The organism is Brevibacterium antiquum, assembly GCF_016107655.1.
GTDB lineage: Bacteria > Actinomycetota > Actinomycetes > Actinomycetales > Brevibacteriaceae > Brevibacterium > Brevibacterium antiquum.
In genome coordinates, this window is record NZ_JABASX010000012.1 from 11,571 (window position 1) to 37,830 (window position 26,260).

Here is a 26,260-nt window from a genome sequence, read left to right on the forward strand (position 1 = left end):
GGCCCGTCTGGCTGGGCACTTCATCAATCGGGGCCCGCCCACTACTTGATGTAGGAGAAGACCCCCATCATGCCGCGTTCGGCGTGGTAGGCATTGTGACAGTGCGTGAGCCACTGGCCGGGGTTGTCGGCATCGAAGTAAACGCTCATGGTATCCCCAGGTCTCACGATCACGGTGTCTTTACGTGCGCCCTCGTCGCCGACTTGGAAAGTGTGGCCGTGAATGTGCATTGGGTGCCACATCTGCGTGTCGTTGACGAATTTCACTTCCACCCGCTCGCCCTTCTTGATATCGAACGCATTCTCGTACGGGGAGGCCAAGTCAAAGCGGTGTCCATTGATACCCCAGTCGAACTTTTCCATTCCACCGGTCAGGCGCAGTTCGTGAGTGCGGTCCACCGTTTTCGAGGGCAGGTTCACTGACGGATCGGCCGCCAGTTGACCTCCGTCGACAACTTTGCCTTCCAGCTTCCTGGGGAGCTTGTCAGCAGACGGAGCGTCGCCGATTCCGGTGGAGAGCAGCCCGTAGGTCATCTGATTCTTGCCTTCGGCCAAGGCAATCAGGGGCGTGTAGCCCTCTTTGGCGACCAGAATCGCGTCAATGCGCTCACCCATACCGACCACGACCGCGTCGGCTTTCACATGTTTGACTGGAAAGCCATCTGTATGAGTCACGCTGAGCTGCTGGTTAGGAACTCCAACACGGTAGGCAGTATCCGCAGAGGCGTTGATAATGCGTAAACGGATCCGTTCCCCGGGTTTAGCCTTGAACGTCTCCGGGTCCTTGGTGTCCTGCCCATTAAAGAGGTGCAGGGGGTAGGCGATGTCACCGGCATCGCCGCCCAGGAAATCGCTGGTAGCTCCCATCAGCAGATTCCCCATTTTCATGGGTCCGCCGTCATCGTGGCCCATGCCTTCCATGCTACCCATTCCCTTGGAAACCTCTTTTAAGACTTCGTCCGGAGTAGCGCTGACGCCGTCGAGCCAGTCATCGAGCACGATGACCCAATCCTTGTCGTATTCGAGGGTTTCCTGCGGGTCCTCGATGATCAGAGCGCCGTATAGGGCGCGTTCTCGCTGCATTTCTAAGTGGGAGTGGTACCAGTAAGTACCTGGGTGAGGAAGCTTGAAAGTGTAGTCGTAGTCTTGACCTGCTCCGATGGCTTTCTGAGACACTTTCGGTACACCGTCGGCATTGTTGCGCAACGCCAGGCCGTGCCAGTGGATGGTTGTAGATTCGTCGAGATCGTTTTGCACCGTGACAGCGAGTTGGTCTCCGACCTGTCCGCGGAGGGTGGGTGCGACGAGGGAACCGTTGTAGCCCCAGGTGGGAGTCTTCTTGCCGGCAATGGTCGCTGATACAGGGCTTGTGGTCAGTGTCTTCGAAATGGTCTTGCCGGTGGCGACCCGATTCGCTTCAGTCTGTGCAACGAGCGGGTCGGTCGGCAGGATCCGCGTCACTGAAGCGTTCCCGGCCCCTGGTTTGGTGGGGGTACAGGCGGCAAGTGCAGCCGTAGCAGCGGTCACGACGGAGAACCCCAGGACAGAACGTCGGTTCACTTCGAAAGGCGCAGTTGATTTATTCATATTTCTTCTTTCCCAGGCACTAACGACCCGGCTCGTGAGCTATGCCCGATAGAGCACAGTGGTGGCCACAATTTCTCGGACTGATGGTCAGGAACGGTTAGTGGTATCGACCCGGTCAGATGACGAGGATGAACCGGTGATGGGCAGTGCTGCGAGTGTGGCTGGGTCGAGATCGACTCGACGCAGCAGTTGGGCATTGAGCGCGACGACGATCGTCGACAACGACATCAGGATGGCCCCGACTGCCGGGGACAAGACGAACCCGATGGGAGCGAGGACGCCAGCGGCAAGTGGGACGGCGAGGACGTTGTAGCCGGTGGCCCAGGCCAGGTTCTGCAGCATCTTGCGGTAGCTGGCCCGTGAGAGGTCGATCATCGACAGCACGGCACGGGGGTCGTTGCCGGCGAGGACGACTCCTGCTGATTCCATCGCCACGTCCGTGCCGGCGCCGATGGCGATTCCGACCTCGGCTCGTGCCAGGGCAGGGGCATCATTGACGCCGTCTCCGACCATGGCCACGGCCTGTCCGCGACTCTGAAGCTCAGCGACCTTGGTGTCCTTGTCCTGGGGGAGGACGTCGGCGAAGACCTCGTCGATTCCCAGATCTGCGGCCACTGCGTCAGCGACTTGATGAGCGTCGCCGGTGATCATGGCAACAGCCACACTTCGACTGTGCAGGGCCTTCACTGCTGCCCGTGATTCCGGCCGAACTCGATCTTCTAGAGCCAGGGCCCCGATGATCTGTCTGTCGGAGACCACGTGCAGGATGCTGGCTCCACGATCGACCCATTCGTGAGTCTTGGCGGCAATATCAGCTGGTGGGTCGAGGTTGAGCTCGCGCAGCATGTTGGGCCCACCGACGGTGATTTCTGCACCGTCGACGACCGCGCGTACTCCTCGCCCGGTGGCGGAACTGAACTCGGAGCCGACCAAGGCCATCGTCGAGGCTTCCTCGTGATCATTGGCTGCCGTCACGATTGCTCGGCCCACAGGGTGTTCACTGTCTGCTTCGGCTGCGGCGGCGATGGCCAGCAGCTTCCCGTCCGTGATGTCCGAAGTCGTTGCGATGTCGGTGACTGCGTGAGCGCCCTCGGTGAGGGTGCCTGTCTTGTCGAAGAGGACGACATCGACCGTGCGCATCCGCTCCAGTGCTATACGGTTCTTGATCAGTACTCCGGCCTTGGCGGCTCGCTCTGTGGAGATCGCGATGACGAGAGGAATTGCCAGACCCAATGCGTGAGGGCAGGCGATGACGAGGACAGTCACAGTACGGATGACAGCATCATCGGGTTGGCCGATGAGGAGCCACACAAGGAATGTGATGATGCCTGCCCCCAGTGCGAACCAGAACAGCCAGGCCGCGGCCCGGTCAGCCAGTGCTTGTGCCCGGGATGAGGATTGCTGGGCCTCGGCGACCAGGCGTTGGATGCCAGCCAGCGCGGTGTCCTCGCCGATGGCTTCGACGGAGACTCGCACGGAGTTGTCTGTCGCGACGGTGCCAGCCACCACATGATCCCCGTTCTCGCGGGTGACGGTCTTTGATTCGCCGGTGATCATGGATTCGTCGAATTCTGCCGCCCCGTCGACGATGCTGCCATCGGCCGGTACCCGTGCCCCGGACCGTACGAGCACGATGTCTCCGGCCGTGAGCTCACTGATCGGTACGGTCACGGTTCCGTCGTCGGTGACCTTGTCTGCCTCGTCTGGGATCAGATCGGCAAGAGCGTCGAGCGCACCCGATGCTGCGCCCAAGGCACGCATCTCCATCCAGTGACCCAGCAGCATGATGACAACGAGCAGGGCTAGTTCCCACCAGAAGTCGAGCATGAAACCACCGATGCCCAGGCTGGTGATCCACGAGGCCACGAACGCGACGGTGATGGCCATGGCGATGAGCAGCATCATGCCCGGTTGGCGTGACTTCAGTTCCGACCATCCGCCGGTGAGGAACGGCATGCCGCCATAGAAGTAGATGACGGTGCCCAACACAGGGGCAATCCAATCGACTCCCGGGAACTCCGGTGGCGTATACCCGAGGAGGCCGGCAAACATCGGGCTGAAGAACACGACCGGGATCGACAGTGCCAGGCTCAACCAGAATTTGTTCTTGAACATCGCCGCATGATCACCATGGCCGGCATGGCCCCCATGGCCGCTGTGCGAATCGTGGTCGTGCGCTTCGTGGTTCTGAGCGCTGGGGGAGTGGTGGTCGAGGTGGTGCTCTGAATTGTCGTGGTTCGTCGCAGACGCCGAGGCATGAGTCTGGGGCGATTCGTGCGCGCCGGTGTGGTGATCGTGGTGGTGTGGGGTACTCATATTGTCCTCCTGCTACCGGACTACTGGCAATGGTCGTTCAGCTGCGCATCAGACGGCTGATGGCTTCAGAGACTTCGTCGAGCTTGTCATCGGCTTCTGCTCCGCCGTCCTTGACCGCGTCGACGACGCAGCTGCGCATATGGTCATCGAGAAGCCCTCGAGCGACATTGCGCAATGCTGATTGGATGGCAGAGACCTGGGTGAGGATGTCGATGCACTACTGCTCTTGTTCCACCATCCGCTCGATACCCCGAACCTGTCCCTCGATGCGTGCCAGCCGTCGCTGATATTGACCCTTGTTTCGGATGTATCCGTGCTCATGACCAGCGACATGGCAAGAGGAATCCTCTTGAGCTCTATTCGACTGACAGATGGTGACGTCGGCTGGCTCTTGGCTAGTCGCCATGTGGATGCTCCTCAGGTTTCATGCGGTGATGGAAATGATCGTGGTGGGACACCGGGTCGTCAGTCCGCGCGGTACGCCGAATGTTGCCAGGCCTCGGAGTGGTAAGCGAGCCGGGCATTCGGCAGAAACGGGCTTCGAATCATGCCGCTTCTATGCGGGCGCTGCCTGGTATCCCGCTTCCTGCACAGCTTTGATGACGGCGTCCGAGACGTTGGAATTCGAGGTGACAACGAGCTTTCCGGTCTGGTGAGAAACCTGAACGTCTGTCACGCCCGGAATCTCCTGGACTTCTTCACGGACTGACATTTCGCAGTGTCCGCATGTCATGCCTGAAACGTTGAACTCACTGTTCTCGCTCATGTTGTTCCTCCATAATTGGATACCTGGGGCAGGTATCTGATCCCGACCATATACCCAGTGGGGGTATTATTGTCAATGGAAAAGGCAACTCGCTCGAGGTTTGTGATTGACACCATAATCATGAGCCGCGCGGCAGCGACCGGTCCCATTCCGGTATTGAAAAGAAACACCGGGCAGAGCCCCGAATCAAACGCGAGGAGATGAAGTGAAACGACGAGGAATTGCTATAGCAGCCCTGACACTTGTGCTGGCTGGATGCGCAACCGAGAACTCAGATCCGTGGCCCGATGTCGACCAGGTCTCGTCGGAGGAATTCCTTTCAGATCACGGGCTGGCAGGAATGGACGCCGTTGAAGCCATCAATCACCTCGACCAACTGGCAGTAGAGAAGCGACCAACTGATCTCATGGCTTCGGTCTATCCTGATGAACTGGTACTGGCCGGCGAAGCACAGGAAGTGACACTCGATCTACCGGCAGAGAAGACGTATCTTTCGATTGCACCGTATGTAAACACCACTCACGACTGCTTTTATCACAGCCTGACGACCTGCCAGGGAGAGCTCGGCAACAAAAAGCTTGATGTCCGGATCACCGATGAATCCACTGGCGACAACGTGGTCGATGAACAAGCGACGACCTTCGATAACGGTTTCGTCGGGTTCTGGGTGCCAAGCGATATCCAGGGAACCATCAAAATTGGCTACGATGAGAAGGTTGGTTCGACCGAGTTCGCCACAACCGATGAGGGTGCGACCTGCGTTACTGATCTCCAGCTCGCCTAACGCTCCAGCTCGCATTCCCTGCTTGTCGAGCAGGTCTCGAGTACGGCAAAAACAATCCTGGGCAGTGTTCATACCTGTAGTCACATCAAGTGTGCTTTGGAATGAACACTGCCCAGGATTGTTCGGACTCCTGTCGCGTAATTGCGCGCTGTTCTCAGTCCAGCGAGGCCAGGAGGTCTGCGCAGGCCTGTTCGCAGCGTCGGCATGCTTCGGCGCACGTCCTGCAATGTGCGTGCATCTCCGCATGCTTTTCACATTCTTCGGCGCAGGTGCGGCACGCCGTGCGGCAGGTTTCGAGTAGAACGCGGTTGAGGTCGATGTTGGTGCCGGTTTGGCGAGAGAGCACGCGGCCGGTGGCTGCGCAGACGTCGGCACAGTCCTGGTTCAGGCGGATGCACTGTGTCAGCTCGGCTACTGTGTCCTCCGCGAGGCAGGCATCGGCGCAGGCAGTGCAGGTCCGCGCGCATTCGAAGCAGGCTTCGATACATTCAGCCAACTTTTGCCGGTCGATGTCACCAAGGTTCTTCGGGTAGGTCTCCAGCATTGAGGCCACATGATGAGTCATGATTTCGCTCCTTCTGTCGATCCGAGAAAGCCGGTAGGCATCTGCCTACTCCGTCGAGACTAATCAACGTTTCGCGCGGGTGGAAGGGGGCGCAGGACTCACATAAAGTCCCGCGTCCTCAAGCGGAGACGCCGGCGGGAAGTCGGGCTGACGCGTCTTGTGAAAAAGTATGCCACGAGAGCTGGGAAAAGTTTGGTACTCGAATATGCTAAACGCGCCCCATAGCGGCGTACCCGCCAAGTGCTATTCATTTACTGTCCGGCCACCGTGTCCGAGACCTTCGATGAGAACATTTTCATTAGCCCGTTGAGCCCGTTCCAGTAATGCGCGTCGAATCCAAAACGGGACTGGGCGGATCTGGCCAATACAGGGCTAAGCGTTATGACGTCTACCTGCGTGGAGGGTTCAGGGCTGCTGCGGCAGGCAGTCGTCATCCTTCTGTTCATCTCAACGTTCTTTCCCGGCGAAGCTGTTGTCGCTGAAGTAGTTTCGACTGCTGTCGTCGGTGATTCCGCGCCCCCTGAAGCTTGGATCGAGGAGCGCGGAATCACCGAGGAGGGAATTGCTTAGGCGGCGTTCACGTACCGGTCGGGGTCGGCGTCGAAGAGCGGCCCGCATGAACCGCAGCACAGCCAATACCGCTCACCGTTGTAGTCGCGGTAGAGGCCGGCGGCCTCTGCCTCGGCCTTAACAACGGGGGTGCCGACCATGACCGGGCACTTGGCCATGTCTGCGGCCGGGGTATGAGCGGTGGACTCGGCGCTGGGAGCGTGGCCACAACAGCTTCCTCCCTCGGCGGCCGAGGCGTCGGTGAGATTGAGGTTCTCATGTGCAGTCATCAGATATTTCCTTTCATGGTTGGGTGATGACGGATGGGTGGATCAGGCGGCCACCGGCTCGCGGGCTGGTGCCGGACCGGCCGGTGCCGGGTCGCTGGCGTCGTCCGCGCGGGCCTTGAAGGTCCGCAGCCGCAGGCTGTTGGAGACGACGAACACCGACGAGAGCGCCATCGCTGCGCCCGCGAGCATCGGGTTGAGGAGCCCGAAGGCGGCCAGGGGGATCGCGGCGGTGTTGTAGGCGAAGGCCCAGAACAGGTTCGTCTTGATCGTCCGCAGCGTGCGCCGGGCCAGCCGGATCGCGTCCGCGGCCGCCCGTAGGTCGCCCCGGACGAGAGTGATGTCGGCGGCCTCGATCGCCACATCGGTGCCGGTGCCCATCGCCAGACCGAGGTCGGCCTGGGCGAGGGCGGGGGCGTCGTTGACGCCGTCGCCGACCATCGCCACGACCTTGCCCTCGTCTTGGAGTCGGGCGACGACGTCGACCTTGTCCTTGGGCATGACCTCGGCGATGACCTGGTCGATGCCGACCTCGGCGGCGACCTGCTCAGCCACCGCCTGGTTGTCGCCGGTCAGTAGCACCGGCGTCAGCCCGAGCTCCTTGAACTGGGCGATGGCCTGGGCGCTGGTGGGCTTGATCTGGTCGGAGACGACCAGCACCCCCCGCGCCTGTCCGTCCCAGCCGATGGCGATGGCCGTCTTGCCCTCGGCCTCGGCGGCCTGCTTGGCGGCCTTGAGGTCCTGGTCGAGGTGGATCGACCAGTCCGCCAGCAGGGACTCGCGTCCGGCGAGGACGGCGTGGCCGTCGATGACGCCCTGGACGCCCTTGCCCTCGATGTTCTCGAAGGACTCCGGCGCCGGCAGGTCACCGACCTCGGTGATCGCTCCGGTAGCGATGGCCTGGGCGATGGGGTGCTCGGAGTAGTCCTCCAGACCGCCAGCGACTCGCAGCAGCTCGTCACGGTCAACCCCGTCAGCGGCGATCACGTCGGTCAGGGTCATCTTCCCTGTGGTGACGGTGCCGGTCTTGTCGAGGACGATCGTGTCGACCTTGCGGGTGGATTCGAGGGTTTCGGGGCCCTTGATGAGCACACCCATTTGCGCGCCGCGCCCGGTGCCGACCAGCAGTGCGGTCGGTGTCGCCAGGCCGAGAGCGCAGGGGCAGGCGATGATCAGCACCGCGACGGCGGCGGTGAAGCCGGCCGACAGCGGGAAGCCTGCGCCGATCCACGCGCCGAGCGTAGCGACGGCGATGGCGATCGCGATTGGCACGAACACCCCGGAGACACGGTCGGCCAGTCGCTGGATCTCCGCCTTGCCTGATTGGGCGTCCTCCACCATCTGCGCCATCTGCGCCAGCTGCGTGTCCGAGCCGACCCTTGTGGCCTTGACGACGAGGCGTCCGCCGGCGTTGACGGTCGCGCCGGTGACGTTGTCGCCCTCGCTCGCCTCGACCGGCACAGATTCGCCGGTGAGCATCGAGGCGTCGATCGCGGAGTTGCCGGAGGCGATGGTCCCGTCGGTGGCGATCTTCTCGCCGGGCCGGACGACGAACTCGTCGCCGACCACGAGCTCGTCGACGGAGACGCGCTGTTCGGTGCCGTCGCGAAGGACAGAGACTTCCTTTGCCCCCATCTCCAACAGGGCACGCAGGGCAGTCCCGGCGCGACGCTTGGAACGCTTCTCGAAGTAGCGGCCCATCAGGATGAACGTGATCACCCCGGCGGCGACTTCGAGGTAGATGTTCCCGAGCCCGTCGGAGCGGGAGATGGTCAGCTCGAAAGCGTGGGTGACGCCGGGCTGGCCGGCGGTGCCGAAGAACAGGGCGACGATGGACCAGATCAACGCCGCGGTCGTGCCCACCGAGATGAGCGTGTCCATCGTGGCCGCACCGTGCTTGAGGTTCATCCACGTGGCGCGGTGGAAGGGCCACCCGGCCCAGACCACGACGGGGGCGGCGAGGACGAGTGAGGCAAAGCCCCAGTAGTCGAACTGCAAGGCTGGGATCATCGCCATCGCGATCACTGGCACCGCGAGGACCGCGGCGCCGATCAGGCGCTGACGCAGAGAACGCAGCTCTCTGTCCTCGGCCGACTCGCCCCCCTCCTCTGAACTGTCACTGTGGCCCTTGGCAGGCGCCGGAAGCGCGGCGGTGTAGCCGGTCTTCTCGACCTCCGCGATCAGGGCCTGCGGGTCCAGGTCGTCGGGACCAGTGACGCTGGCCTTCTCGGTCGCGTAGTTCACGCTCGCGGTGACACCGTCGAGCTTGTTGAGCTTCTTCTCGATCCGGTTCGCGCACGAGGCGCACGTCATGCCACCGATCTGCAACTCGATGCCGGCGACCCCGATACTGGTGTTTTCAGTGGTCATGGCCTTCTCCTTCCTGATGCTCGCCACCGGTGCCCGGCTCCTGACCGAAACCCCCATCTTCGGGGTGCCCGCCGTCGCTCTCGCCCGAGCTGGTGGTCGTATCGATCACCAGCGGGGCTGTGTGGACCTCGCCGTCAACTTTGAAGTCCAGGTAGAGCAGGTAGCGGCCCTCGGTAGGTGCGGTGGCCTCGAATACGATCTCCGGACCAGACGTCTGGCCGGCCTGCGGGGCGTCCCCATGGGGGCGGACGTGCAGGTAGGCGAGGTCCCCGTCACGCAGGGCGACGAGGTGGCCGAAGGTGCCCAGGTAGGGCTCCAGCTCTGTGACTAGTTCACCGGCCCGGGTGATGGTCATGGTCAGTTGGGTGGTCACGCCGGCGGTGAGATCGCCCTCGACGCTGACGTCGAAGCCGTCGACGGTGGTCGTGGTGACCGGTTCGGTAGCCGGTGCGGGATCGTAGGTACCGCCCACCTGTACCGAGGTCGACAAGGTCAGTCCTTCACCGGCCTCCGCGGGAATGAAGTCTGCGAAGATCCGATAGATCCCGGCCGCGTCCCACTGCCACGGGATCGTCCAGGTGCCGTCGTCGTTCATCTCGGGATGGACATGGCGAAAGTGCTGGCCGTCGGCTCGAACGGCGATCAGGTGCAGTTCCTTCTCGTGCTCCAGCTCGAAGTCGGTCACCGGGTTCCCGTTCGGGCCGGTGATCGTCAGGGACAGGGTTTCCTCGGTACCGGTGTCGGTGGGGGCGGTCACTGCGGTGAGCTGGTAACCATCCTGCGCGATGCCCAGGCCGAGGGCAGCCGTCTCGCCTGTGTCGCCGCCCTCGTGCCCAGCGGCGTCCATGGTGTCTCCTTCGTCGTGATGGGTGTTCTGTGCGGTGTCTTCTGCCCAGCTCTGCACGGTCTCCTCGGGAATGGCCGCGTTCGCCGTGAATCCAGCCACGGCGAACACGGCCACGAGGACCAGCCCGTACAGGCCCAGCCGTGCAGGTGCCTTCATCTCAGCTCCTGACAGCGGTGTATCCGGCCTCGTCGACCGCCGCGAGCACTGCGGCGTCATCGACCGGATTGTCGGTGGTCACAGCCAGGCGGCCGGTGGTCGCGCTGACCTCGATGCCCGTAACGCCGGGGATCTCGGAGACCTCCGCCCGGATCGCGGTCTCACAGTGCCCACAGCTCATCCCGGTCACCTGGTACTCGGTCGTGTTCATGATTGAAACTCCTTCACTCGTGTGCCATTTCTGAAACTATATACCCCCGTGGGGTATCAAATCAACCGTTGACCGTCTCATCGGTGGCCTGCTGAGCCTCGCCGGTTGGGCGAACGTGGCGCAGGCGGGTTGCGGCGATGATCGCGGCGGTGCCGGCTAGGACGGCCGAAACGATCGCGGCGGTATTCAGTCCGCCGGTGAATGCCTCCTGGGCCGCAGCGACCAACTGTTCACCGAGCGCTCCCGGCAGTTCCCTGGCCGAGACCAGTGCGCCATCGATGCTGTCGGCGGCCGCGGCCGCCGCGTCAGCGGGCAACCCGCCCGGGAGCGTGCCGGCAATCTGATTGCGGTAGGCAACCGCGCCGACACTGCCGATCAGCGCGACGCCGAGGGAGATGCCGAGATCGTTCACCGTGGTCGCGAGCCCCGAGGCGCCACCAGCCTTCTCCGGCGGGACCGAACTCACCACCAATTCGGTGGTCAAGGCCATCGACGGGGCAACCCCGGGATAGGTGATCACGAAACTGGCAATCACCAGCGCCAGACCTGTCCCAGTGTCGAGCTGGGTGAACAGGACGTAGCCGACGACCTGGGTGAGCAGGCCGGTCGCGATCACATTCCCGGGCCGGAACTTCCGGGCGAACACCGGTGAGAGGGCGGAAACCACGATCAGTACCGCTGCTGCCGGCAGAATCGCGAACCCGGCCTGCAAGGGTGAAAGGCCCTGTACCTGCTGGAGGTACTGTGCAAACAGCTGGTAGACACCGCCCAGGGCCGCCGCGGAAAGCAGGAAGACTGCGAGAGCTCCGCTGACCGTCCGGTTGCGGAACAAGCGCACGTCCAGCAGCGGTTGCTTCGCACGCAGCTGCCTGATCACGAACCACAAACCGATCAGAGCACCGATCGTCAGCAGTGCAATCGAGAAGCTTGCCGGTTGCTGCGTGGCGAACCGCTTGATGCCGTAGATGATCGCCAGCAAGGACGCCACCAACAGCAGTGCGCTGAAGAGGTCGAACCGCGCCTTGGGGTCGCGGTGCTCGGGCACGAGGGGTGGTGCACCGATGACCACCAGGGCCATGATCGGCACAGCCACCAGGAAGGTGGCCTCCCATCCATACGCCTCCAGCAGCAGGCCGCTGAGCAAGGGGCCGAGCGCGACACCAGCTGAGATGCCGCCGGCCCATATCCCGATGGCCACGCCGCGCTGTTTGGCATCGGAGAACAGCACGAAGATTAGTCCGAGTGTGGCGGGCAGCATCATCGCACCTGCCAGACCCAGGATTGCGCGCCAGACGATCATCAGCGATGGCTCAGTCGTCAGTGCTGCCGCGATGGAGACAACTGCGAACAAGATCGCGCCGATCACCATCAGGCGGCGTTTACCCACCCGGTCTCCGAGCACGCCCATCGCGACCAGGAATCCGGCCATCACGAAGCCATAGATGTCGAGAATCCACAGCAGCTCCGCGCTCGACGGGTTCAGGTCGGTAGCCAAGTTCGGTGCCGCAAGAAACAGGATCGTCAGCATCATGAACAGCAGCGTGGAAGGGATCACCAGGACTGTCAGACCCCACCATTGCTTGGCGCCGGTCTGTGTTGCCGGTGCGTTTGTGCTACTCATGTCGCACCCCCGGAGACGTGTGTGTCGTACTCATAGCGCTCTACTCCTCTCGTTTGTTCGTCGCCAGTCGGGCGACGGCACCGTAACTCAATCATCGGTGTACGGAATATAACAGCTACACTATGTCATACATTCCCGTACGACTTGTGAGGTGGACGATGCCGACGAATAGGGCTCGGCCGACACGGGGCACCCGGCGTGCCCCTGCGACAGCGACCCGCGCGGCCAACCAGCGGGCCGACGCCCAGCGCAACCGGGCGAAGATCCTGGCGGCGACGGTGACGGCGATCCGCGGGAACCTTGACGCCTCGGTCGCCGACATCGCCGCTGAGGCCGGAGTGGGCCGGATGACGTTGTATGGCCACTTCCAGACCCGCGCCGAGCTCATCGAAGAAGCGTTGGTGGACAGCCTTGAACGCGGCGAAGAGGTTCTGAAAGAAGTCTCTCTCGACGGCGAGGCCGCCGCGGCGTTCCAGCGCCTGGTTTCTTCCAGCTGGGTGCTCGTCGACCAATCAGGCGCCTTGTTGGCGGCCGCGCAGAAAGAACTTCCCGCAGCCCGCATCCGCGAGCTGCACGAGAAGGCCGAGGCGCGCATGCGCACGCTACTGCTCCGGGGTCAGCGCGAGGGCGCGTTCCGGACGGACCTGCCCGTGACCTGGTTGCTGACCACGACTCACGTGGTAATGAACGGCGCAGCGGAGGAAGTCCGAGCAGGACGCCTCGACCCGGGCGACGCACCCTGGTACATCGACGCAGTCCTGTTGCCAGCCTTCACCCAGATCATAGTCACGACGGAGGACACCTAATGCGCTCGACAGACGGACTTAGTAGCGCCGACGCAGCCGAACCGCAACCGTGAAAGCTCTGCACGCTTCGGGCGTCGACGTCGAGTTGTTCACCCGAACCGGCGAACAGCCTTCCAATCGGACCCGGGCCAACAAGGGCGTGGCCCCACCGGCCCGCGAACCCTAGAGGTTCGCCTCGCCACCGCCGGGCGACGAGCCTTCGATACGCTCGTCATCACCAACGGGAGCCGGCACGCGGTCAAGCCGTACGCGCTCGTGGCCTCCTCACCGTGTGCTCCATAGCCGACGCGGACCGCGTGCTAATGCTCGGTGGGGCTCGTAGCCTCGGAGACCGTATCCTTACATGCCGATGTCGGCTACGTCGTCGCCTTGATCACCCGCTCTCACGCCCCCGGCGCTAACTCGGTTGGGGAGCCCATCGCGTGCAGACTACTGAAACTGCATCAGCCGCAGGGCGTGGTCACTCCGATGATGTGAAGAACCCCGAGCGGATCGCCGAGGTGGCAGTCTCGTAGCGGCGTCATCGAGCCGATGTGTCGACCACCGGTATCGCGCGCGAAGAAAGTTGCGACGCCGTCCTTTTTCATATGCGTGTCTAACAGTGGATGCGGCCATGTTGCCTTGAAGCCCAAAGAGATCTACCGAATAGCCTGTCGTGGCAGACGGAGTGTGAAAAGGCAGCCGTGGCCAATTCCCTGCGACTTGGCATTCAATGCGCCTCCCTGGGCTTCCATCAGCGCTCGAGATATGGTGAGGCCGATTCCTGACCCTCCGTGCTCGCGGTCGCGGGCAGTGTCACTCCGATAGAAGCGTTCGAAGATGTGACTGATTTGGTCGGGGGTGAGTCCCTCTCCTGTGTCACGGACGGCAAGGACAATCGACGTTTCATCCTGAGAATGGATGCTGATGTTTACGAGTCCTCCAGGTGGAGTGTGTCGTAATGCGTTGGATAGTAAGTTGTCGATCACTTGAGCCATACGATGCCGGTCAACGCAAACTCGTTGATTTGCTTCAGCGTTTTCGACTAGAAGTGATACGCCTTTGGCATCAAAGGCTTCGTGGAACGCTGCAGCCGAGGAGTTTGTGAGCTCTGATACGGCCACTTCAGAAATGTCAAGATCAATTCTTCCTTCCTCCGCACGGGAGACATCATCGATGTCTTCGACAAGCCGGGTCAGCCGTCCCAGCTGTTCGTCCATTACCTCGCTTGTGGCAGAATTCCAGGAAGTCACTCCATCCTGGAGTCCCTCGACGTAAACAGTCAGTACTGACAGGGGAGTGCCCATTTCATGAGCGAGATCCGAAAGCAGTCGGCGGCGGGTATCTTCAGTTCTCTCCAGCCGATGGGCCATGGAGTTGAACGCCTCAGCTAAGGCGTCGACTTCGGTTCCAGCCCCCATTTGCGGAACTCGCACATTGTAGTTGCCATTGGCCATTCCGGTGGTGGCCTGAGTCAATTGCTCTAGGGGGACCTGGATCCTGCGAGACAGCCACCATGTCACCACTAAGGCGCACACCAGTGCAGACACCAGTGCCACGAGGAGTGTGATCAGGTTCGCTTCCCGAAAAGACTGCTCCGCATGCACAATCTGGTCCGAACCTTCTGAACTGTCCGGGATCAGTATGTGTTGGTGAAATAGTGCCGGGCCGACCAGCGTAGTCACTACTGCCGCTGTAGATAAGCTGGTGACCGTTACCAGCAAATGACTGCCCAGAAGCCGAAACGCTAAACCGTGTCTTGCGGGGCGATTGCTCAAAGTGCCACCATTCGGTAACCAACTCCGCGCACAGTTTCGACAAAATCTGTACCTTGCGCAGCCGCTTTGAGCTTGTGGCGGAGGTGGCCGATATGGACATCGACAACACGTTCATCACCCACCCACGAGGGATCCCAGACCGCATCCAAGAGTTCTCTGCGTGACCAAGCTTTATGGGGACGTGCTGACAGGATGACGAGAAGGTCAAACTCCGTGCGGGTCAGTGAAACCCTGAATCCGTCACAACGGACCTCGTGGGCGGCGAGGTCTATTGCGAGATTCAGAAACTGTCGGGAACCCTGCCCTCGAGTCGTGTCACCGGTGCGAGGACGGCGTAACACCGCCTGTACTCGAGCCACTAGTTCCCTTACGCTGAACGGTTTTGTGATGTAATCGTCTGCACCTGCTGCCAGCCCGACCAGCTTGTCATCCTCACTGCCTCGTGCCGTGACGATGAGGACATAGCACTCCGAGAACGAGCGAATACTGCGGCAGACTTCGATCCCGTCTGCTCCGGGCAATCCCAGATCCAGTAACACCACATCAGGTTCCCATTCGCGGGCTACACTAAGCGCTTGAACGCCTGTATGTACCTGAGTGACGTCAAAGCCGGTACGACCGAGATAGATAGACACCATCTGAGCCAACGACTTTTCATCCTCGACGACAAGGACTCGCCCAAGGCTAGTTTCGGTGTTTTCGGAATGAGTCATGAGTCTAGTGTGCCCGTTGAGATCCTGTGTACCTGCACATTGCGTCGAAATCCGGTGGGCTCATGCCAAGTTTTCGTGAGCTGCGTTCTCGCACGACGTGCTCCGTTGAAACTATCGCTACAGGCAACCGATTGCTGTTCGATGCCACCACCTATATTGGATGAGTCCACCTTCGCGCTGTTCTCCCGCAACGGACCAAGAGGTGAAGACAGCGCGACGAGCACGGAGGTCATTTCGGTTCAACCCCGATATGTATATGGTCCTGATGCACCTCGTTGCTGAATGTCGCGCCAAACTGAGTTGCGATGCGCCAAGGTCCGCCGACCTCGTCTGCTCCCATCTCAAGTGCGAGAGACATGAGTTCGTAGGCAGGATTGTTCTCTTTCGGACGAGTAGCTAATTCGGCAATGGCAACGCCGTCGATCTCCCAAACATCGATGGCCCTCCCTCGCGTGTGATTGCTTACTCTCTCAGTGGCAAAAACGTTTCTAGGATGTCCTGTCCGCAGGACTGCAACCGAGATTTTGTAGTTCTTTGCGAACTCATTTGAAATCTTCAGTGGAAGCGGTTGGATGTCACCTGTGAGGATGTCCGAGATTGCACTGTCCGGAAGATCTATGTCTTGGGCACTGACGAAGTCACGTTCGTCCTGACTCAATGTTTCGTATCCGGGACTCGCTCCGGGCGACGCAGAGTGTCCCGTCTCGGTCTCTGCCAGATTATCCGTACCTTTTATACGGCTGACCTTCCAGATGCCGTCGAAAAGCTTCATGCGAACGTCCAGAGTTAATGTTGACGTCCTCAGCTTAGTTCCGCTTTGGCGGGTTACTTCAAGAACGACAATCAGCGCCCCTTCATTTTCGGTCAGGCCGCCGAGCTGCGGATAGACTATCGACGTGGATGTCGCATCACTGCTGCTGATGAGCGGTTTCAAGTCTTCCAACGCCTGGACATCATAGGCTGATACACCCTGTCGCTTTGCCCGTTGCTGGGCGGAGTCGAAGCCCTGATCCCCGTCCTTGTAATTCAGAATCGCTTCGAGAAAGCTGACCCCGGACTGCTTGATTTTGCGGTGTTTCTCAGCGTCGACGAGTTCGAACGAGCTCATAGACGGGAGCGTGGGAACGGCGTCTACAGTTGGAGATGTGAGCGATCGATCTTCAGGTTCTGACACGAGTGAACATCCTGTTACCAGCATCGATGTCAACAAGAGGATACCGACGAGCTTTATGCGAATTGAACGAAGTTTTGTGATTAGCAAGTCATCAACACCCATTCCTCTCCGTCATTGTCGGATATTTCGTCTTTGACGGACCAGCCGTGCTTCAGATAAAAGCGCTTCGCAGATTGGTTGCTCGTGTGAGTCAGTAGCTGGAAAGCTTCAACGGAATGGATCTGTCCAATGGAAACGAACTTGCTGACAAGTTCGGATCCGAGGCCGCATCTTTGCTTAGTTGACGTGATCGCGATGTGGTGTAGAACGCCTAGGCGCCTCGGTCGTTGACTCCGAGCGTTGCGATGGACGCTGAGCCTGATCGCTCTTCCGTACTTGCGCAGACGAGTTCTCACGAAGCGAGGAACAATCTGTGGGCGCATAGCCATGCACCACAGTCCAGTGATTGCTAATCGAGTTCTTTCAAGCCTGATTACGTGTTGACGATGACTAGCTTCGTCAACCGTTCCGACCAAATACCCGACTGGTTGTCCGTCCACTTCGACAATCAATGCGACAGCGACCGGACTCGTGAGATATGTGCGATAGTACGCGACGAGAAACCTTTCGCCCAGGCTGCCGAAGAACCCTGCTGGCAAATGAGCAAGGTGTTGCTTTGCAACCGACTCTAGATCTGCCAATTCCATCGGTCGAGTAGTGGCTTTAAGCATTTGCGGCTTAGACATGACATAAATCTAAGCCGAAGCAGCAGGCCGACGGGCCCATTTTCCTTCTGCGACGTGATTCTTCATCAAAGCTTCAAGGCTACGGTGACTGACGCCACATTACAGCCCCTTTCGTCGCAAAGTGGCTTCTACTTTCACCGGACTGTGCTCATGACCGATCTTGTTTTGAAGTTTTCTGCGCGAGGCTGGATCCGGGCTGGAAATTCGATCTTGTCGTTCAGTCTCGGTCAATTCGCTACGGCCTGACAATGGCGGAGCTCGAAATCGTAGCGCCGGTGTGATCTCACCGGGGCTCGTGTGATGAGCCCGTGCCCATTGTCCCAAAATGCTGCCTATAGGGCTGTGAGCTGCAGACTTAAATGGCGGCCTTCCTCCAGACTTAAATGGCGGCACAAGTAAGTAGGATCTACAGGCTGGTCTACGGCTCAATACGAGGTGGTCGCGACTTCCAAGAACGCTGGCGGCTCGTCGGCGTCGCGTGTCACAAGAGCGTTGTCCAATAGTCCCAGAAGCGGTTGGCGATCAGAGTGATGATGATAAGGAACCAGCCAGTCAGGATCGCCCCACGGTACTCATTCAGTAACGTGATCCACGTTTGCTTTTTGCCCAGTGCTCGAAGGTTTCTAGCTGTCGTGTACCAGAAGATCGGGATCGTCACGGCCCAGACGACCATGCAGTAAGGGCACAGTGCGTCGATGACGTAGAGGCTCTGGTAGATCAGCCAATGGACGAACACGACCGCGAACGTCACTCCGACCTGAACGCTAATCCAGAACCATGCTGCGTATCGGCCTCCCGCGAGTAGACCTGTGCCGATGGCCGCGACGATGGCGAAACCGGCGACGCCGATGATCGGGTTGGGGATGCCGAAAGCCTCGGCCTGCGCAGTCGCCATTACCGAGCCGCAGGAGAGGACCGGATTCACGTTGCAGCTGGGGATGTAGTCAGGATTGGCTGCTAGTGCCATCTTCTCTACCAGCAAAACCACAGCCGCGATCAAACCGATGACGCCGCCCGCTACGAACAACACCCCCAGGCCCGAGACGCGCACGATTTGGGTGTCCCGGGTCTTGGTCTCGGTGTGAGTCTCAGTCTTGGAGGGCAGCATCGAAGGCTTCCTCCAGATCAGTGACGCTTTGGGGTTCGAGTTTCTGGCCATCGAGGAAGAACGTGGGTGTTCCGGTGACCCCGAGCGTCTGTCCGTCTTTCTGGCTCTGTTCGATGCGTTCGAGTGTGGCCGGATCATCATAGGCTGCGGTGTACTTGTCCATGTCCAGGCCGAGGTCCTGAGCGTATTTGTCAAACGCCTTGCGTTGTGATGTCTCTTGGTGGCCCCATTCTTCGGCCGTGTCGAACAAGCGCTGATACATGGCCTCGAACTCGCCCTGCTCAGCGGCGGCCTCGGCTGCCAGTGCAGCGTTGACGGAGTTGTTGTGCATCGGCATATGCCTCACGACAAAGGTCACGCGGTCCCCGTACTCTTCGCGCAGGTCCTCGATCACCGGGTAAAGAGACAGACACCCCTCGCACTCGAAGTCGAGGAATTCCACGAACACCACCTCCCCGCCTTCAGATAGGCGGGGACTGTCGTCACGGACTAGTAAGTCGCTGGTGTCTCCACCGGCCGGTGTGGCTTTTTGTTGCGGTTCGTCATCGCCGTTATTGACCACCAGCAGTCCGACGAGGACGAGGGCGGCAACACCGATCATTGCCCGGGACACTTTCACGTTGCGGCTCAATAGTCGCTCGCTTTCACAGAGTTCGTCGACGACGGTGTGGTTGCGTCGCTGACATTGGATGGGTAGATACGGCGCTTCGACCGGGCGGCCCGGAGGCCGTTGAGGATCACGATGACCTCGGCGATCTCGTGTACCAGCACGACGGCAGCGAGGCCGAGCACGCCAAAGAGCGCCAGTGGGAAGAGCACCACGATAATCGCTACAGCCAGGGCGATATTGCCAGTCATGATTGACCGGCCCTTCTTGGCATGGGCCAGGGCGTCGGGGATCAACCGCAGGTCGGTGCCGGTGAATGCGATGTCGGCCGTCTCCACCGCGGCTGCGGACCCGGACACGCCCATCGCGATGCCAACGGTGGCCGAGGCCAAGGCGGGGGCGTCGTTGATGCCATCGCCGATCATCGCCGTTGGCACCTGGTCGGTCGAGGCGCGGATGTGCTCGGCCTTGTGCTCAGGCAGCTGCTCGGCATGGACCTCATCGATGCCGGCCTGGGCAGCGATCGCTTGAGCAGTGCGGGTGTTATCACCAGTGAGCATCACTGTCGAGATACCCTGGTCACGCAGAGCCGTGATCGCCTCGGCGGCCTCGGGGCGCAGCTCATCACGGATACCAATCACCCCACCGATTTGGTCATCGATCTCGACGACGATGATGCTCATACCCTGATCGGCCAGCTCCGCAGCCTGCTCAGTCAGGCCGTGCGGGGTGATCCAACGGGGACTACCGACGCGCACACGTCGCCCCTGGACCGTTCCGGTAAGACCGTGGCCGGGGAGTTCGTCGACGTCCGTGGCCTCCGGGTGGGTGGATGCGGCGACACTGATAGCCTCGGCAAGCGGGTGCGTGCTCGATTTTTCCAGTGCCGCAGCGAAATCGAGAATCTGCGTCTGAGTGTGATCTCCGCTGGTGTGGGTGGCCACGACCCGGGGCTGGTTGCGGGTGAGAGTACCGGTCTTATCGAACGCGACTCGACCGATGGTCCCGAATTGCTCGAACGCGGCACCGGACTTGATGACGACACCCAATTTACTCGCTGACCCGATCGCAGAAATCACCGTGACCGGCACCGCGATCGCCAACGCACATGGCGATGCTGCCACGAGCACCACCAGGGCCCGCTCGATCCAGGTACCCGGGTCACCGATGACAAACCCGAATGCCGCGATCAGCGTAGCAGCGATCAGCACGAGCGGCACCAGGGGGCGGGCAATACGATCGGCCATGCGGGCACGCTCACCCTTGTTCGCGTGTGCCTGCTCGACGAGATGCACGATCTTCGTCAGCGAATTGTCACGTCCGTCGGCGCTGGCTTCGATATTGAGCGTACCGGAACCATTGACCGAGCCCGCCAACACCTCGTCACCGGGGACGACCTCGACCGGGATCGATTCCCCCGTGATCGCTGAGGTATCCACCGAGGAGCGGCCGGTGGTCACAACTCCGTCGGTGGCGACTCGCTCTCCGGCACCAACGACGAGCACATCAAGCTCGCGAACGTCTGCGGCTGGGATTGTCTGTTCGCCGGCCAACCGGGAGATGCGGGCGGTGTCGGGAATGAGTGAGAGCAGGGCGCGCAGCCCCTGCTGCGCGCGATCCATTGCGCGGTCCTCCAGGGCCTCGGCAACAGAGAACAGGAAAGCCAATGCCGCCGCCTCACCGATGTGGCCAAGGAGGACGGCACCGATCGCGGCAATCGTCATCAGCAGTCCTACGCCCAAACGCCCGCGGCCCTGGGCTGTGAACAAACGCTTCAACGTGCCCGGTACGAAGGTCCACGCACCGGCCGCCAGGCCGAGCGCGAAGACGACCAGCGCAGGAATCTCTAGACCGGTCCATTGCAGAATGAGACCGGCCACCCACAGCAATCCGGAGGCGACAGGTAACGCCAGGGCACGATCGCGCCACCACGGCGGCACCTCCTCGTGCTCATCGAGACCGGCCACCTCATCGGCGTCAACTGGGTCAGGCGTCACTGCGTCGTCGGGGCCACAACATTCGCGACTCACTGCAGAGCCTCAGCTGCGAGGGGCTCGTCATGGGGCGTACAGCACCCGGGAACGGAGCAGGTCGGATCGATGCAGGGTTCATGCTCGTCGACGGCCAGCGTCACATCCACCAGCGCCATCAGCGCGGCAGCAAGATGGGGATCGGCGATCTCGTACCGGGTCTGTCGACCCTCGGGTTCAGCGACAACAATCCCGCACCCACGTAGGCACGCCAAATGATTCGACACGTTTGTTCGCGTCAGCCGAAGGTCACGCGCCAGTTGCGCGGGATAGCCCGGCTTATCTAACAGGGACAGCAGGATCCGCGACCGTGTCCCATCTGCCATGGCCCGGCCCAATCGGTTCATCACATTTACACGAGAAGCAATAGTCAGCATACAATGACTATACATTACTTGATGACCTATCTGGGTGGAACCTAAGGTAGCGTTGACCGTATTCTACCAACCGTAGAATACGGTTGAATATCTATTGCATCCAAGGAGCCCCGTGCGAAACACGCATGCGCCGCGATCTCGAGCCCACAACTTCTCACGTCTGGCTTATGGCGGCGCTGTGCTCGCTCTCATGCTGGCGGTGGTGACAGGATGCGCTCCCGCCGACAACGGGGCCGAGGCATCTTCTGGTTCAAACGACCAAGGGTACGTGTCAGGTAAGGGAGTCGTTACTCAGATTCCCGAATCGGAACGCTCTGCGACTGTGGAACTGGCGGGAGAGACGACAAGCGGGGATATGTTCGATCTCCATGATTGGCAAGGTGGGCCAGTCGTCTTGAACTTGTGGTACGCAGCTTGCCCACCCTGCCGAGAGGAGGCACCAGACCTCCAAGACAGCTACGAATCGTTCCGCGACGACGAGGTCCGATTTCTTGGAATAAACGTCCGAGACGAAGCGGCCGCTGCCGACGCGTTCGCTCGGCAGTTCGGCATCACTTACCCGTCGATGCTCGACAAAGAAGGTCGGGCAGTGTCGGCGCTGAGTGGTCTGCTGCCGCCCCAGGCTGTGCCTTCGACTGTGGTTCTCGATTCCAAGGGCCGTCCCGCCGCTCGTGTCGTGGGCGTCGTTGACCGCTCAACTCTCGATGGTCTCATCACTGATGTACTCGATGGCGAATCCCGGTCATGATGGCATCAATTGGCGAGCAGTTCTCCCAGATAGCAAGCTCGGGACCCATGCTGCTGGCGATTCCGATTGCCGCGATTGCCGGAGTAATCTCCTTCCTGTCACCGTGCGTACTACCGCTCGTTCCTGGCTACCTCGGGTATGTGACTGGGCTCGCGGGAAAGTCACTCGAAGAGCAGAAGACATTCCGCGTTCTCATTGGCGTGTTTCTCTTCATGCTCGGCTTCTCTGCTGTCTTCGTGGCGATCGGACTCGTCTTTTCTCTCACGGGAATACTTCTCAGTGGCTGGGCAGACGTGATCAATCGCATTATGGGCGCGATCGTCATCATTGCAGGGATCATTTTCATGGGTGGCTTGAACGTCCTCCAGCGGGAGTGGCGCATCAGAAGTCGCCCTCAGGCAGGGCTGTGGGGAGCCCCGCTTCTCGGCGGTGCTTTCGCGTTCAGTTGGGCACCGTGCATGGGACCGACATTAGCGGCAGTGCTTGCGTTAACGACGAGCTTTGGGCCGACAGGAACCGGAGCGATGCTTCGCGGGACAATCCTGACGCTGAGCTATTGTCTGGGTCTTGGCATTCCCTTCCTGCTTGTCTCCTTGCTGCTCATTAGAGGAGGTGGCCGCATGCGATGGGTCAAAGACCATCATGTCGCCATCACCCGCGCTGGAGGAGCCGTTCTTATCGGAATAGGAATACTGCTGATCACCGGCGTGTGGACTCAATGGGTGAATGGTTTGCAGGGCCTAATTGGTGGATTTGCCACAGTGGTCTGAGACTCTTGTTCGGTATGCAAGAACGTTGCCTCGGATTGCCGAAGACTGGATTTGGCTGCGTGGCAATACTGAACAGTGTCTTCAGGTGAGCCTGGGGCCAGTCTTCAACGAAGTTGGTCGTCCTAGCCCGTCGGCAAGCCATGCTACTTCACGCTAGCGCCCTGGCCGAAGAAACCTGGTACTGGCATTTAAGAGGGCCCCAGCGCGAGCGTTGCTCTGCCTATATGAATACTTGCGCCGATCCGGCTTCTCCGAATATGGAGGGGTTAGATTCGTTCCTCGCCGCTGGCGAGTCGTCCCAGGTATGCGTTGTACGCCTCGAGTTCTTTATCACCGAAGGCATCGACGTGACGGTCTCTGACCCGGTTGTTCTTATCTTCTTGGCGAAACCACGTGATGAGAACGACAAGCAAAATCGCCACAGCTGGCCCCTCACCATAGGCCCACGCGATCCCTCCCGCGAGTTTCTGGTCCTCCATGACATCGATCCCCCAAGCCCCCGGGGCTTGGGTAAACCGGTCCACAAGCGGCAGCGTCGCCATCATGACGATCACGCCGAAGAAGGCGTGAAGGCCGGCTTCGAGGAAGGAGTGGAAGATGCGCACGATATGTGATTCGGGCACTGGCAGAGGATCGGCGGGAATGAGCGTGGCGTTGAAGACGATGCCGGTGAACAGGAAGACCAGTTCCAATCCGACGTGTCCGACAATTCCAATGCCCAACAGGGTGCTTGCCGCGTCTGAGAGATAGAGGCCATAGAAGAGAGCGAGGAAGAGTGGGATCGAGAAAAATGGGTGGACAATGACCTTTCCCGCCCACGACCGTAGACCGAAGATCGCGACCTTGAGTGCGATTCTCCCGGGAAGATTGCGAGGAGTGGCGCGCAGCAGCAGCGTTCCCGGTGCACCGAGGAGGAGCAGCGGTGGCACGGCCATCATCAGCGTCATTTGCTGGAACATGAATACCGAGAACATGAGTTGTCCGTAGCCTTCGATGGCCAAGCCCATCACGGCAGCCAAGAGAAGGCATCCGAGGAGGAAAAGCATGCCTCTCCAGAACGGCCATGGCCGTTTCAGGAGTCGGAGTCGGATCCATCCGGCAATATAGGCCAGAGCAAGGATCCCAGCGATGACAGGAATGATCGGAATGGGTTGTAAGTTAAACCCGAGGAAAGCTTCCATGGATGGAGCCTGGGTTGGTGTCCACATCAGTTCTGCCACTCGCACGACCTCATCTCTCTCATCCAAATTTCCACCACTCGCGTCCTCACCTTCGTGACGCTACTTTTGGCAGCCTGCGACACAGTTTTTGAGACCTCTTCGCACTGTGGTCCCTGGGAGCCGAGTGTTGGAGCAGTGTCTCAACGATACGTCCAAGAATGTGTTCAGCGCGCTGGGCCGGAGGCGTTGGTGTGGTCGCTGCCTCATGTGCGGGCCATTTCTGGAGTCGCAGCGGAAGTGGCGGCAGTCGTGCTGGGGTCAGGTTTGAACAACGAGTAGACGGCCATCACCAGGAGTGGCATGAATCCGGCCAGCACGATGCTGGTGGCACCACGGTGCTGGTCGGAAAGCGGGGGCAGCCCCCATTCTCTGCCGAGTTCAGTGAACCACTCTGGTTGCAACAGGGTGGGCGAGACTGCGATGAGGACCGCCCACGCTCCCACTGCGATGGCAACCGTGAGCACAGTTAGAGTCTGCCGGTTCCTGCCTGTGTGCCCGGCGCTGGTAGTGAGGACACTGTTTGTAAAGATGAGCCCGGCGACCAGTGCTGCGGTGTTCATCAGTTCTTGACCAATGAGCGTGTTCAGTGCCAGGGGGAACATTGGTGTGTAGTAGAGGCCGACGGCCACCGCCACGACCAGAACAGCCGTGACACTCGGGCGCGAGAGCAACTGCCCGACAGTCGAAGTCTTCCATCCATGCACGATTTCATACCAGCCTGTTGTCCCGTCGGTTCGCGGTTGGACCAGACGGTTGATCAGGTGGTGTGGGTGGCCTGCCAGCAATAGCATGGGAACGACGAAGGCCAGAGCAAGGTGGCGGAGAGTGTGGATGCTCAAGAGGATGGGAGCGTAGATGTTGGGCACTCCACTGGTCATGTAAATCAACACCACGAGGCCGGAGACGAAGGCTACCGTCCGGAGCACAGGCCATGTTTGTCCCTGGGCCCGGAGCCGGAGGACTCCATATATGTAGGCGGTGACAGGGAGGACAGTGGCCGCGATCCACAGCCAGTCGAACCGCCATTGCGTCACCCATTCTGATACGCCCAGAGGTGGTGGCAGCACGTAGTCGGTGAGCACTTCTGCCGGGGTGATGTCCGGTTCTCGGATTCGTTCGGCCCCCGGGTTGGTCCGAGCCAGAACAGCTCCCAGCGCCATGACTGCTGAGAGCACGATCACCTCGCCGGCGATCATCTGCCATATGCGAGAGCGCACCCCTTTCCGAGCACCCTGGGCAGTGATGAGGCGACGATTGAGATACCCGGCAAGTCCCAGTGCCACCGTGGCCAGGGTTTTCACGATCACCAGGGCTCCGTATACGGATGCCAGTGCAGCCCAGCTGTCGAGGCGGTAGACCGTGTTGATGACCCCAGAGACAACGACCAGACAGAATGCGATTAATGCCAGTCCAGAGAATCGTGGCAGAACACGCTCGGCCGCCTGGGGACCGATTTTGATAAGGATGGGGCTGATCGCGGCCAGGATGACAATTCCTCCGGTCCATAGGCCGGCCCCGAGGTAGTGGAGGGCGAGGGCGTTGACGGCTCCGTCGTGGTCTTCGACACCGGCGACGTGGCCCAGCTGCGACAGCGGTATCACCGCAGCCAGGGAGACCACCGCAATGATAGTGATTCCAGTCCGGGATGAGACCATGGCGATCAGTGTTGCGGTCAGGGCCGCGATGGCGGCTGTCGCGCCCCATGCTTGACCGAGAATGATGCCGAAGACGTAGAAAAGCAGCTGTGAAGCGAACTCATCCGAACCTGACAATGCCTGCCCACTGGTGTCGGCGTAGCCGAGGATGATCATAGCCACTGCCGCGAGCGTCCACACTGTGGCCGCTACCAAGGCGATGGACATTGTTCGCTTGTGCACCGCCTGGCTATCGTCGTTGTGAGGAATGACCGTGACGGCAAATACCAGCGCCGCCCAGGTCAGCGACATGGCCAAATGGTGGATTGTGGTCATGATCGGCAACGCCCACCGCACCAGGGCCCCCGGATCGAGCAGCTGGCGCGGATCGGTTACGCCAGAGAACTCCAGCGCGGTTACCAGAACAATCGTCGTGACCAGGACAGCAATAGCCAGGCTTGTCAGCATGAGCCGGCGGTGGGCCCTTGCTTCAACGGAGAATTTTTGGGTGGAGTTGGTCATCAAGGTTCATC

The 26,260-nt window shown here is 60.6% G+C and carries 25 protein-coding genes and 1 pseudogene; 5 read left to right on the forward strand and 21 right to left on the reverse strand.

Going from position 1 to position 26,260, the window contains the following annotated elements; genetic code table 11:
* Positions 1-41: 41 nt before the first annotated feature.
* The 4 genes and pseudogenes from JFC13_RS17445 to JFC13_RS17460 form a co-directional block, all read right to left on the reverse strand.
* Positions 42-1,586 carry a multicopper oxidase family protein gene (locus JFC13_RS17445; RefSeq protein WP_198398323.1) on the reverse strand — a complete coding sequence of 515 codons (1,545 nt, stop codon included), beginning with the start codon at positions 1,584-1,586 and terminating at the stop codon, positions 42-44.
* 87 nt (positions 1,587-1,673) lie between these two features.
* Positions 1,674-3,902 carry a copper-translocating P-type ATPase gene (locus JFC13_RS17450; RefSeq protein WP_198398324.1) on the reverse strand — a complete coding sequence of 743 codons (2,229 nt, stop codon included), beginning with the start codon at positions 3,900-3,902 and terminating at the stop codon, positions 1,674-1,676.
* 37 nt (positions 3,903-3,939) lie between these two features.
* Positions 3,940-4,308, reverse strand: a pseudogene (locus tag JFC13_RS17455) (metal-sensitive transcriptional regulator).
* Between the two features lie 150 nt (positions 4,309-4,458).
* Entirely contained in the window at positions 4,459-4,668 is a 210-nt protein-coding gene (locus tag JFC13_RS17460; protein ID WP_198398325.1) for a heavy-metal-associated domain-containing protein, read from the reverse strand.
* A 205-nt stretch (positions 4,669-4,873) separates the two neighbouring features.
* On the opposite strand from JFC13_RS17460, the gene JFC13_RS17465 reads away from it, so the two are divergent.
* Positions 4,874-5,452 carry a CueP family metal-binding protein gene (locus JFC13_RS17465; protein WP_198398326.1) on the forward strand — a complete coding sequence of 193 codons (579 nt, stop codon included), beginning with the start codon at positions 4,874-4,876 and terminating at the stop codon, positions 5,450-5,452.
* Between the two features lie 154 nt (positions 5,453-5,606).
* Here the strand turns inward: JFC13_RS17465 and JFC13_RS17470 are convergent, their stop codons facing one another.
* Complete coding sequence (locus JFC13_RS17470; RefSeq protein WP_198398327.1) at positions 5,607-6,017, reverse strand: four-helix bundle copper-binding protein; 411 nt, start codon at positions 6,015-6,017, stop codon at positions 5,607-5,609.
* A gap of 381 nt (positions 6,018-6,398) precedes the next feature.
* Between JFC13_RS17470 and JFC13_RS17475 the strand changes: the two genes are divergently transcribed.
* Positions 6,399-6,587, forward strand: a complete 189-nt coding sequence (locus JFC13_RS17475) for a hypothetical protein (RefSeq protein WP_198398328.1) — start codon at positions 6,399-6,401, stop codon at positions 6,585-6,587.
* Here the strand turns inward: JFC13_RS17475 and JFC13_RS17480 are convergent.
* The 5 genes from JFC13_RS17480 to JFC13_RS17500 all read right to left on the reverse strand — a co-directional run bounded on the left by JFC13_RS17480 (position 6,584) and on the right by JFC13_RS17500 (position 12,058).
* Positions 6,584-6,856, reverse strand: a complete 273-nt coding sequence (locus JFC13_RS17480) for a hypothetical protein (protein ID WP_198398329.1) — start codon at positions 6,854-6,856, stop codon at positions 6,584-6,586. The two genes, JFC13_RS17475 and JFC13_RS17480, sit on opposite strands and share 4 nt — an antisense overlap.
* Positions 6,857-6,898: 42 nt before the next feature.
* Entirely contained in the window at positions 6,899-9,223 is a 2,325-nt protein-coding gene (locus tag JFC13_RS17485; protein ID WP_198398330.1) for a heavy metal translocating P-type ATPase, read from the reverse strand.
* Positions 9,213-10,226: a heavy-metal-associated domain-containing protein gene (locus tag JFC13_RS17490; protein ID WP_198398331.1), complete on the reverse strand. Its 1,014-nt coding sequence runs from the start codon at positions 10,224-10,226 to the stop codon at positions 9,213-9,215. The genes JFC13_RS17485 and JFC13_RS17490 overlap by 11 nt, the downstream gene beginning before the upstream one ends.
* Before the next feature lies 1 nt (position 10,227).
* Entirely contained in the window at positions 10,228-10,437 is a 210-nt protein-coding gene (locus JFC13_RS17495) for a heavy-metal-associated domain-containing protein (RefSeq protein ID WP_198398332.1), read from the reverse strand.
* A 61-nt stretch (positions 10,438-10,498) separates the two neighbouring features.
* Complete coding sequence (locus JFC13_RS17500) at positions 10,499-12,058, reverse strand: MFS transporter (protein ID WP_198398333.1); 1,560 nt, start codon at positions 12,056-12,058, stop codon at positions 10,499-10,501.
* Between the two features lie 158 nt (positions 12,059-12,216).
* On the opposite strand from JFC13_RS17500, the gene JFC13_RS17505 reads away from it, so the two are divergent.
* Positions 12,217-12,864 (forward strand): TetR/AcrR family transcriptional regulator, encoded by a 648-nt coding sequence (locus JFC13_RS17505; RefSeq protein ID WP_198398334.1) that lies wholly within the window; start codon positions 12,217-12,219, stop codon positions 12,862-12,864.
* A 443-nt stretch (positions 12,865-13,307) separates the two neighbouring features.
* On the opposite strand, the gene JFC13_RS19525 is transcribed toward JFC13_RS17505, so the two are convergent.
* From JFC13_RS19525 to cmtR, 9 genes are all read right to left on the reverse strand, one after another.
* Positions 13,308-13,451, reverse strand: coding sequence for a hypothetical protein (locus JFC13_RS19525; RefSeq protein WP_232488758.1), 144 nt, complete (start codon positions 13,449-13,451; stop codon positions 13,308-13,310).
* Between the two features lie 51 nt (positions 13,452-13,502).
* Positions 13,503-14,621 carry a HAMP domain-containing sensor histidine kinase gene (locus JFC13_RS17510; protein ID WP_198398335.1) on the reverse strand — a complete coding sequence of 373 codons (1,119 nt, stop codon included), beginning with the start codon at positions 14,619-14,621 and terminating at the stop codon, positions 13,503-13,505.
* On the reverse strand, positions 14,618-15,334 hold the full coding sequence (locus JFC13_RS17515; protein WP_198398336.1) for a response regulator transcription factor: 717 nt from the start codon (positions 15,332-15,334) through the stop codon (positions 14,618-14,620). Before JFC13_RS17515 ends, JFC13_RS17510 begins: the two co-directional genes overlap by 4 nt.
* Positions 15,335-15,563: 229 nt before the next feature.
* The gene (locus tag JFC13_RS17520; RefSeq protein ID WP_198398337.1) at positions 15,564-16,442 is read right to left on the reverse strand and encodes a hypothetical protein; all 879 of its coding nucleotides are present in this window, start codon (positions 16,440-16,442) and stop codon (positions 15,564-15,566) included.
* Positions 16,443-16,588: 146 nt separating this feature from the next.
* Positions 16,589-17,233, reverse strand: a complete 645-nt coding sequence (locus tag JFC13_RS20065) for a GNAT family N-acetyltransferase (RefSeq protein WP_198398338.1) — start codon at positions 17,231-17,233, stop codon at positions 16,589-16,591.
* A gap of 481 nt (positions 17,234-17,714) precedes the next feature.
* A complete protein-coding gene (locus tag JFC13_RS17530; RefSeq protein WP_198398339.1) occupies positions 17,715-18,341 on the reverse strand; it encodes a vitamin K epoxide reductase family protein in 627 nt (208 codons plus the stop codon).
* Positions 18,322-18,942 (reverse strand): DsbA family protein, encoded by a 621-nt coding sequence (locus tag JFC13_RS17535; RefSeq protein ID WP_198398340.1) that lies wholly within the window; start codon positions 18,940-18,942, stop codon positions 18,322-18,324. Before JFC13_RS17535 ends, JFC13_RS17530 begins: the two co-directional genes overlap by 20 nt.
* A 26-nt stretch (positions 18,943-18,968) precedes the next feature.
* Positions 18,969-20,945 carry a heavy metal translocating P-type ATPase gene (locus JFC13_RS17540; protein ID WP_332839458.1) on the reverse strand — a complete coding sequence of 659 codons (1,977 nt, stop codon included), beginning with the start codon at positions 20,943-20,945 and terminating at the stop codon, positions 18,969-18,971.
* A 29-nt stretch (positions 20,946-20,974) separates the two neighbouring features.
* Entirely contained in the window at positions 20,975-21,355 is a 381-nt protein-coding gene (cmtR, locus tag JFC13_RS17545; protein ID WP_198398342.1) for a Cd(II)/Pb(II)-sensing metalloregulatory transcriptional regulator CmtR, read from the reverse strand.
* A 190-nt stretch (positions 21,356-21,545) separates the two neighbouring features.
* Between cmtR and JFC13_RS19715 the strand changes: the two genes are divergently transcribed.
* Together JFC13_RS19715 and JFC13_RS17555 are read left to right on the forward strand one after the other, a co-directional pair.
* Positions 21,546-22,103, forward strand: coding sequence for a TlpA family protein disulfide reductase (locus JFC13_RS19715; RefSeq protein WP_269770072.1), 558 nt, complete (start codon positions 21,546-21,548; stop codon positions 22,101-22,103).
* Positions 22,103-22,873, forward strand: a complete 771-nt coding sequence (locus tag JFC13_RS17555) for a cytochrome c biogenesis CcdA family protein (RefSeq protein WP_198398402.1) — start codon at positions 22,103-22,105, stop codon at positions 22,871-22,873. Before JFC13_RS19715 ends, JFC13_RS17555 begins: the two co-directional genes overlap by 1 nt.
* 266 nt (positions 22,874-23,139) lie before the next feature.
* Here the strand turns inward: JFC13_RS17555 and JFC13_RS17560 are convergent, their stop codons facing one another.
* Positions 23,140-24,054, reverse strand: a complete 915-nt coding sequence (locus JFC13_RS17560; RefSeq protein ID WP_232488760.1) for a cytochrome c oxidase assembly protein — start codon at positions 24,052-24,054, stop codon at positions 23,140-23,142.
* A 242-nt stretch (positions 24,055-24,296) separates the two neighbouring features.
* The gene (locus tag JFC13_RS17565) at positions 24,297-26,249 is read right to left on the reverse strand and encodes a cytochrome c oxidase assembly protein (RefSeq protein ID WP_198398345.1); all 1,953 of its coding nucleotides are present in this window, start codon (positions 26,247-26,249) and stop codon (positions 24,297-24,299) included.
* Between the last annotated feature and the right edge of the window lie 11 nt (positions 26,250-26,260).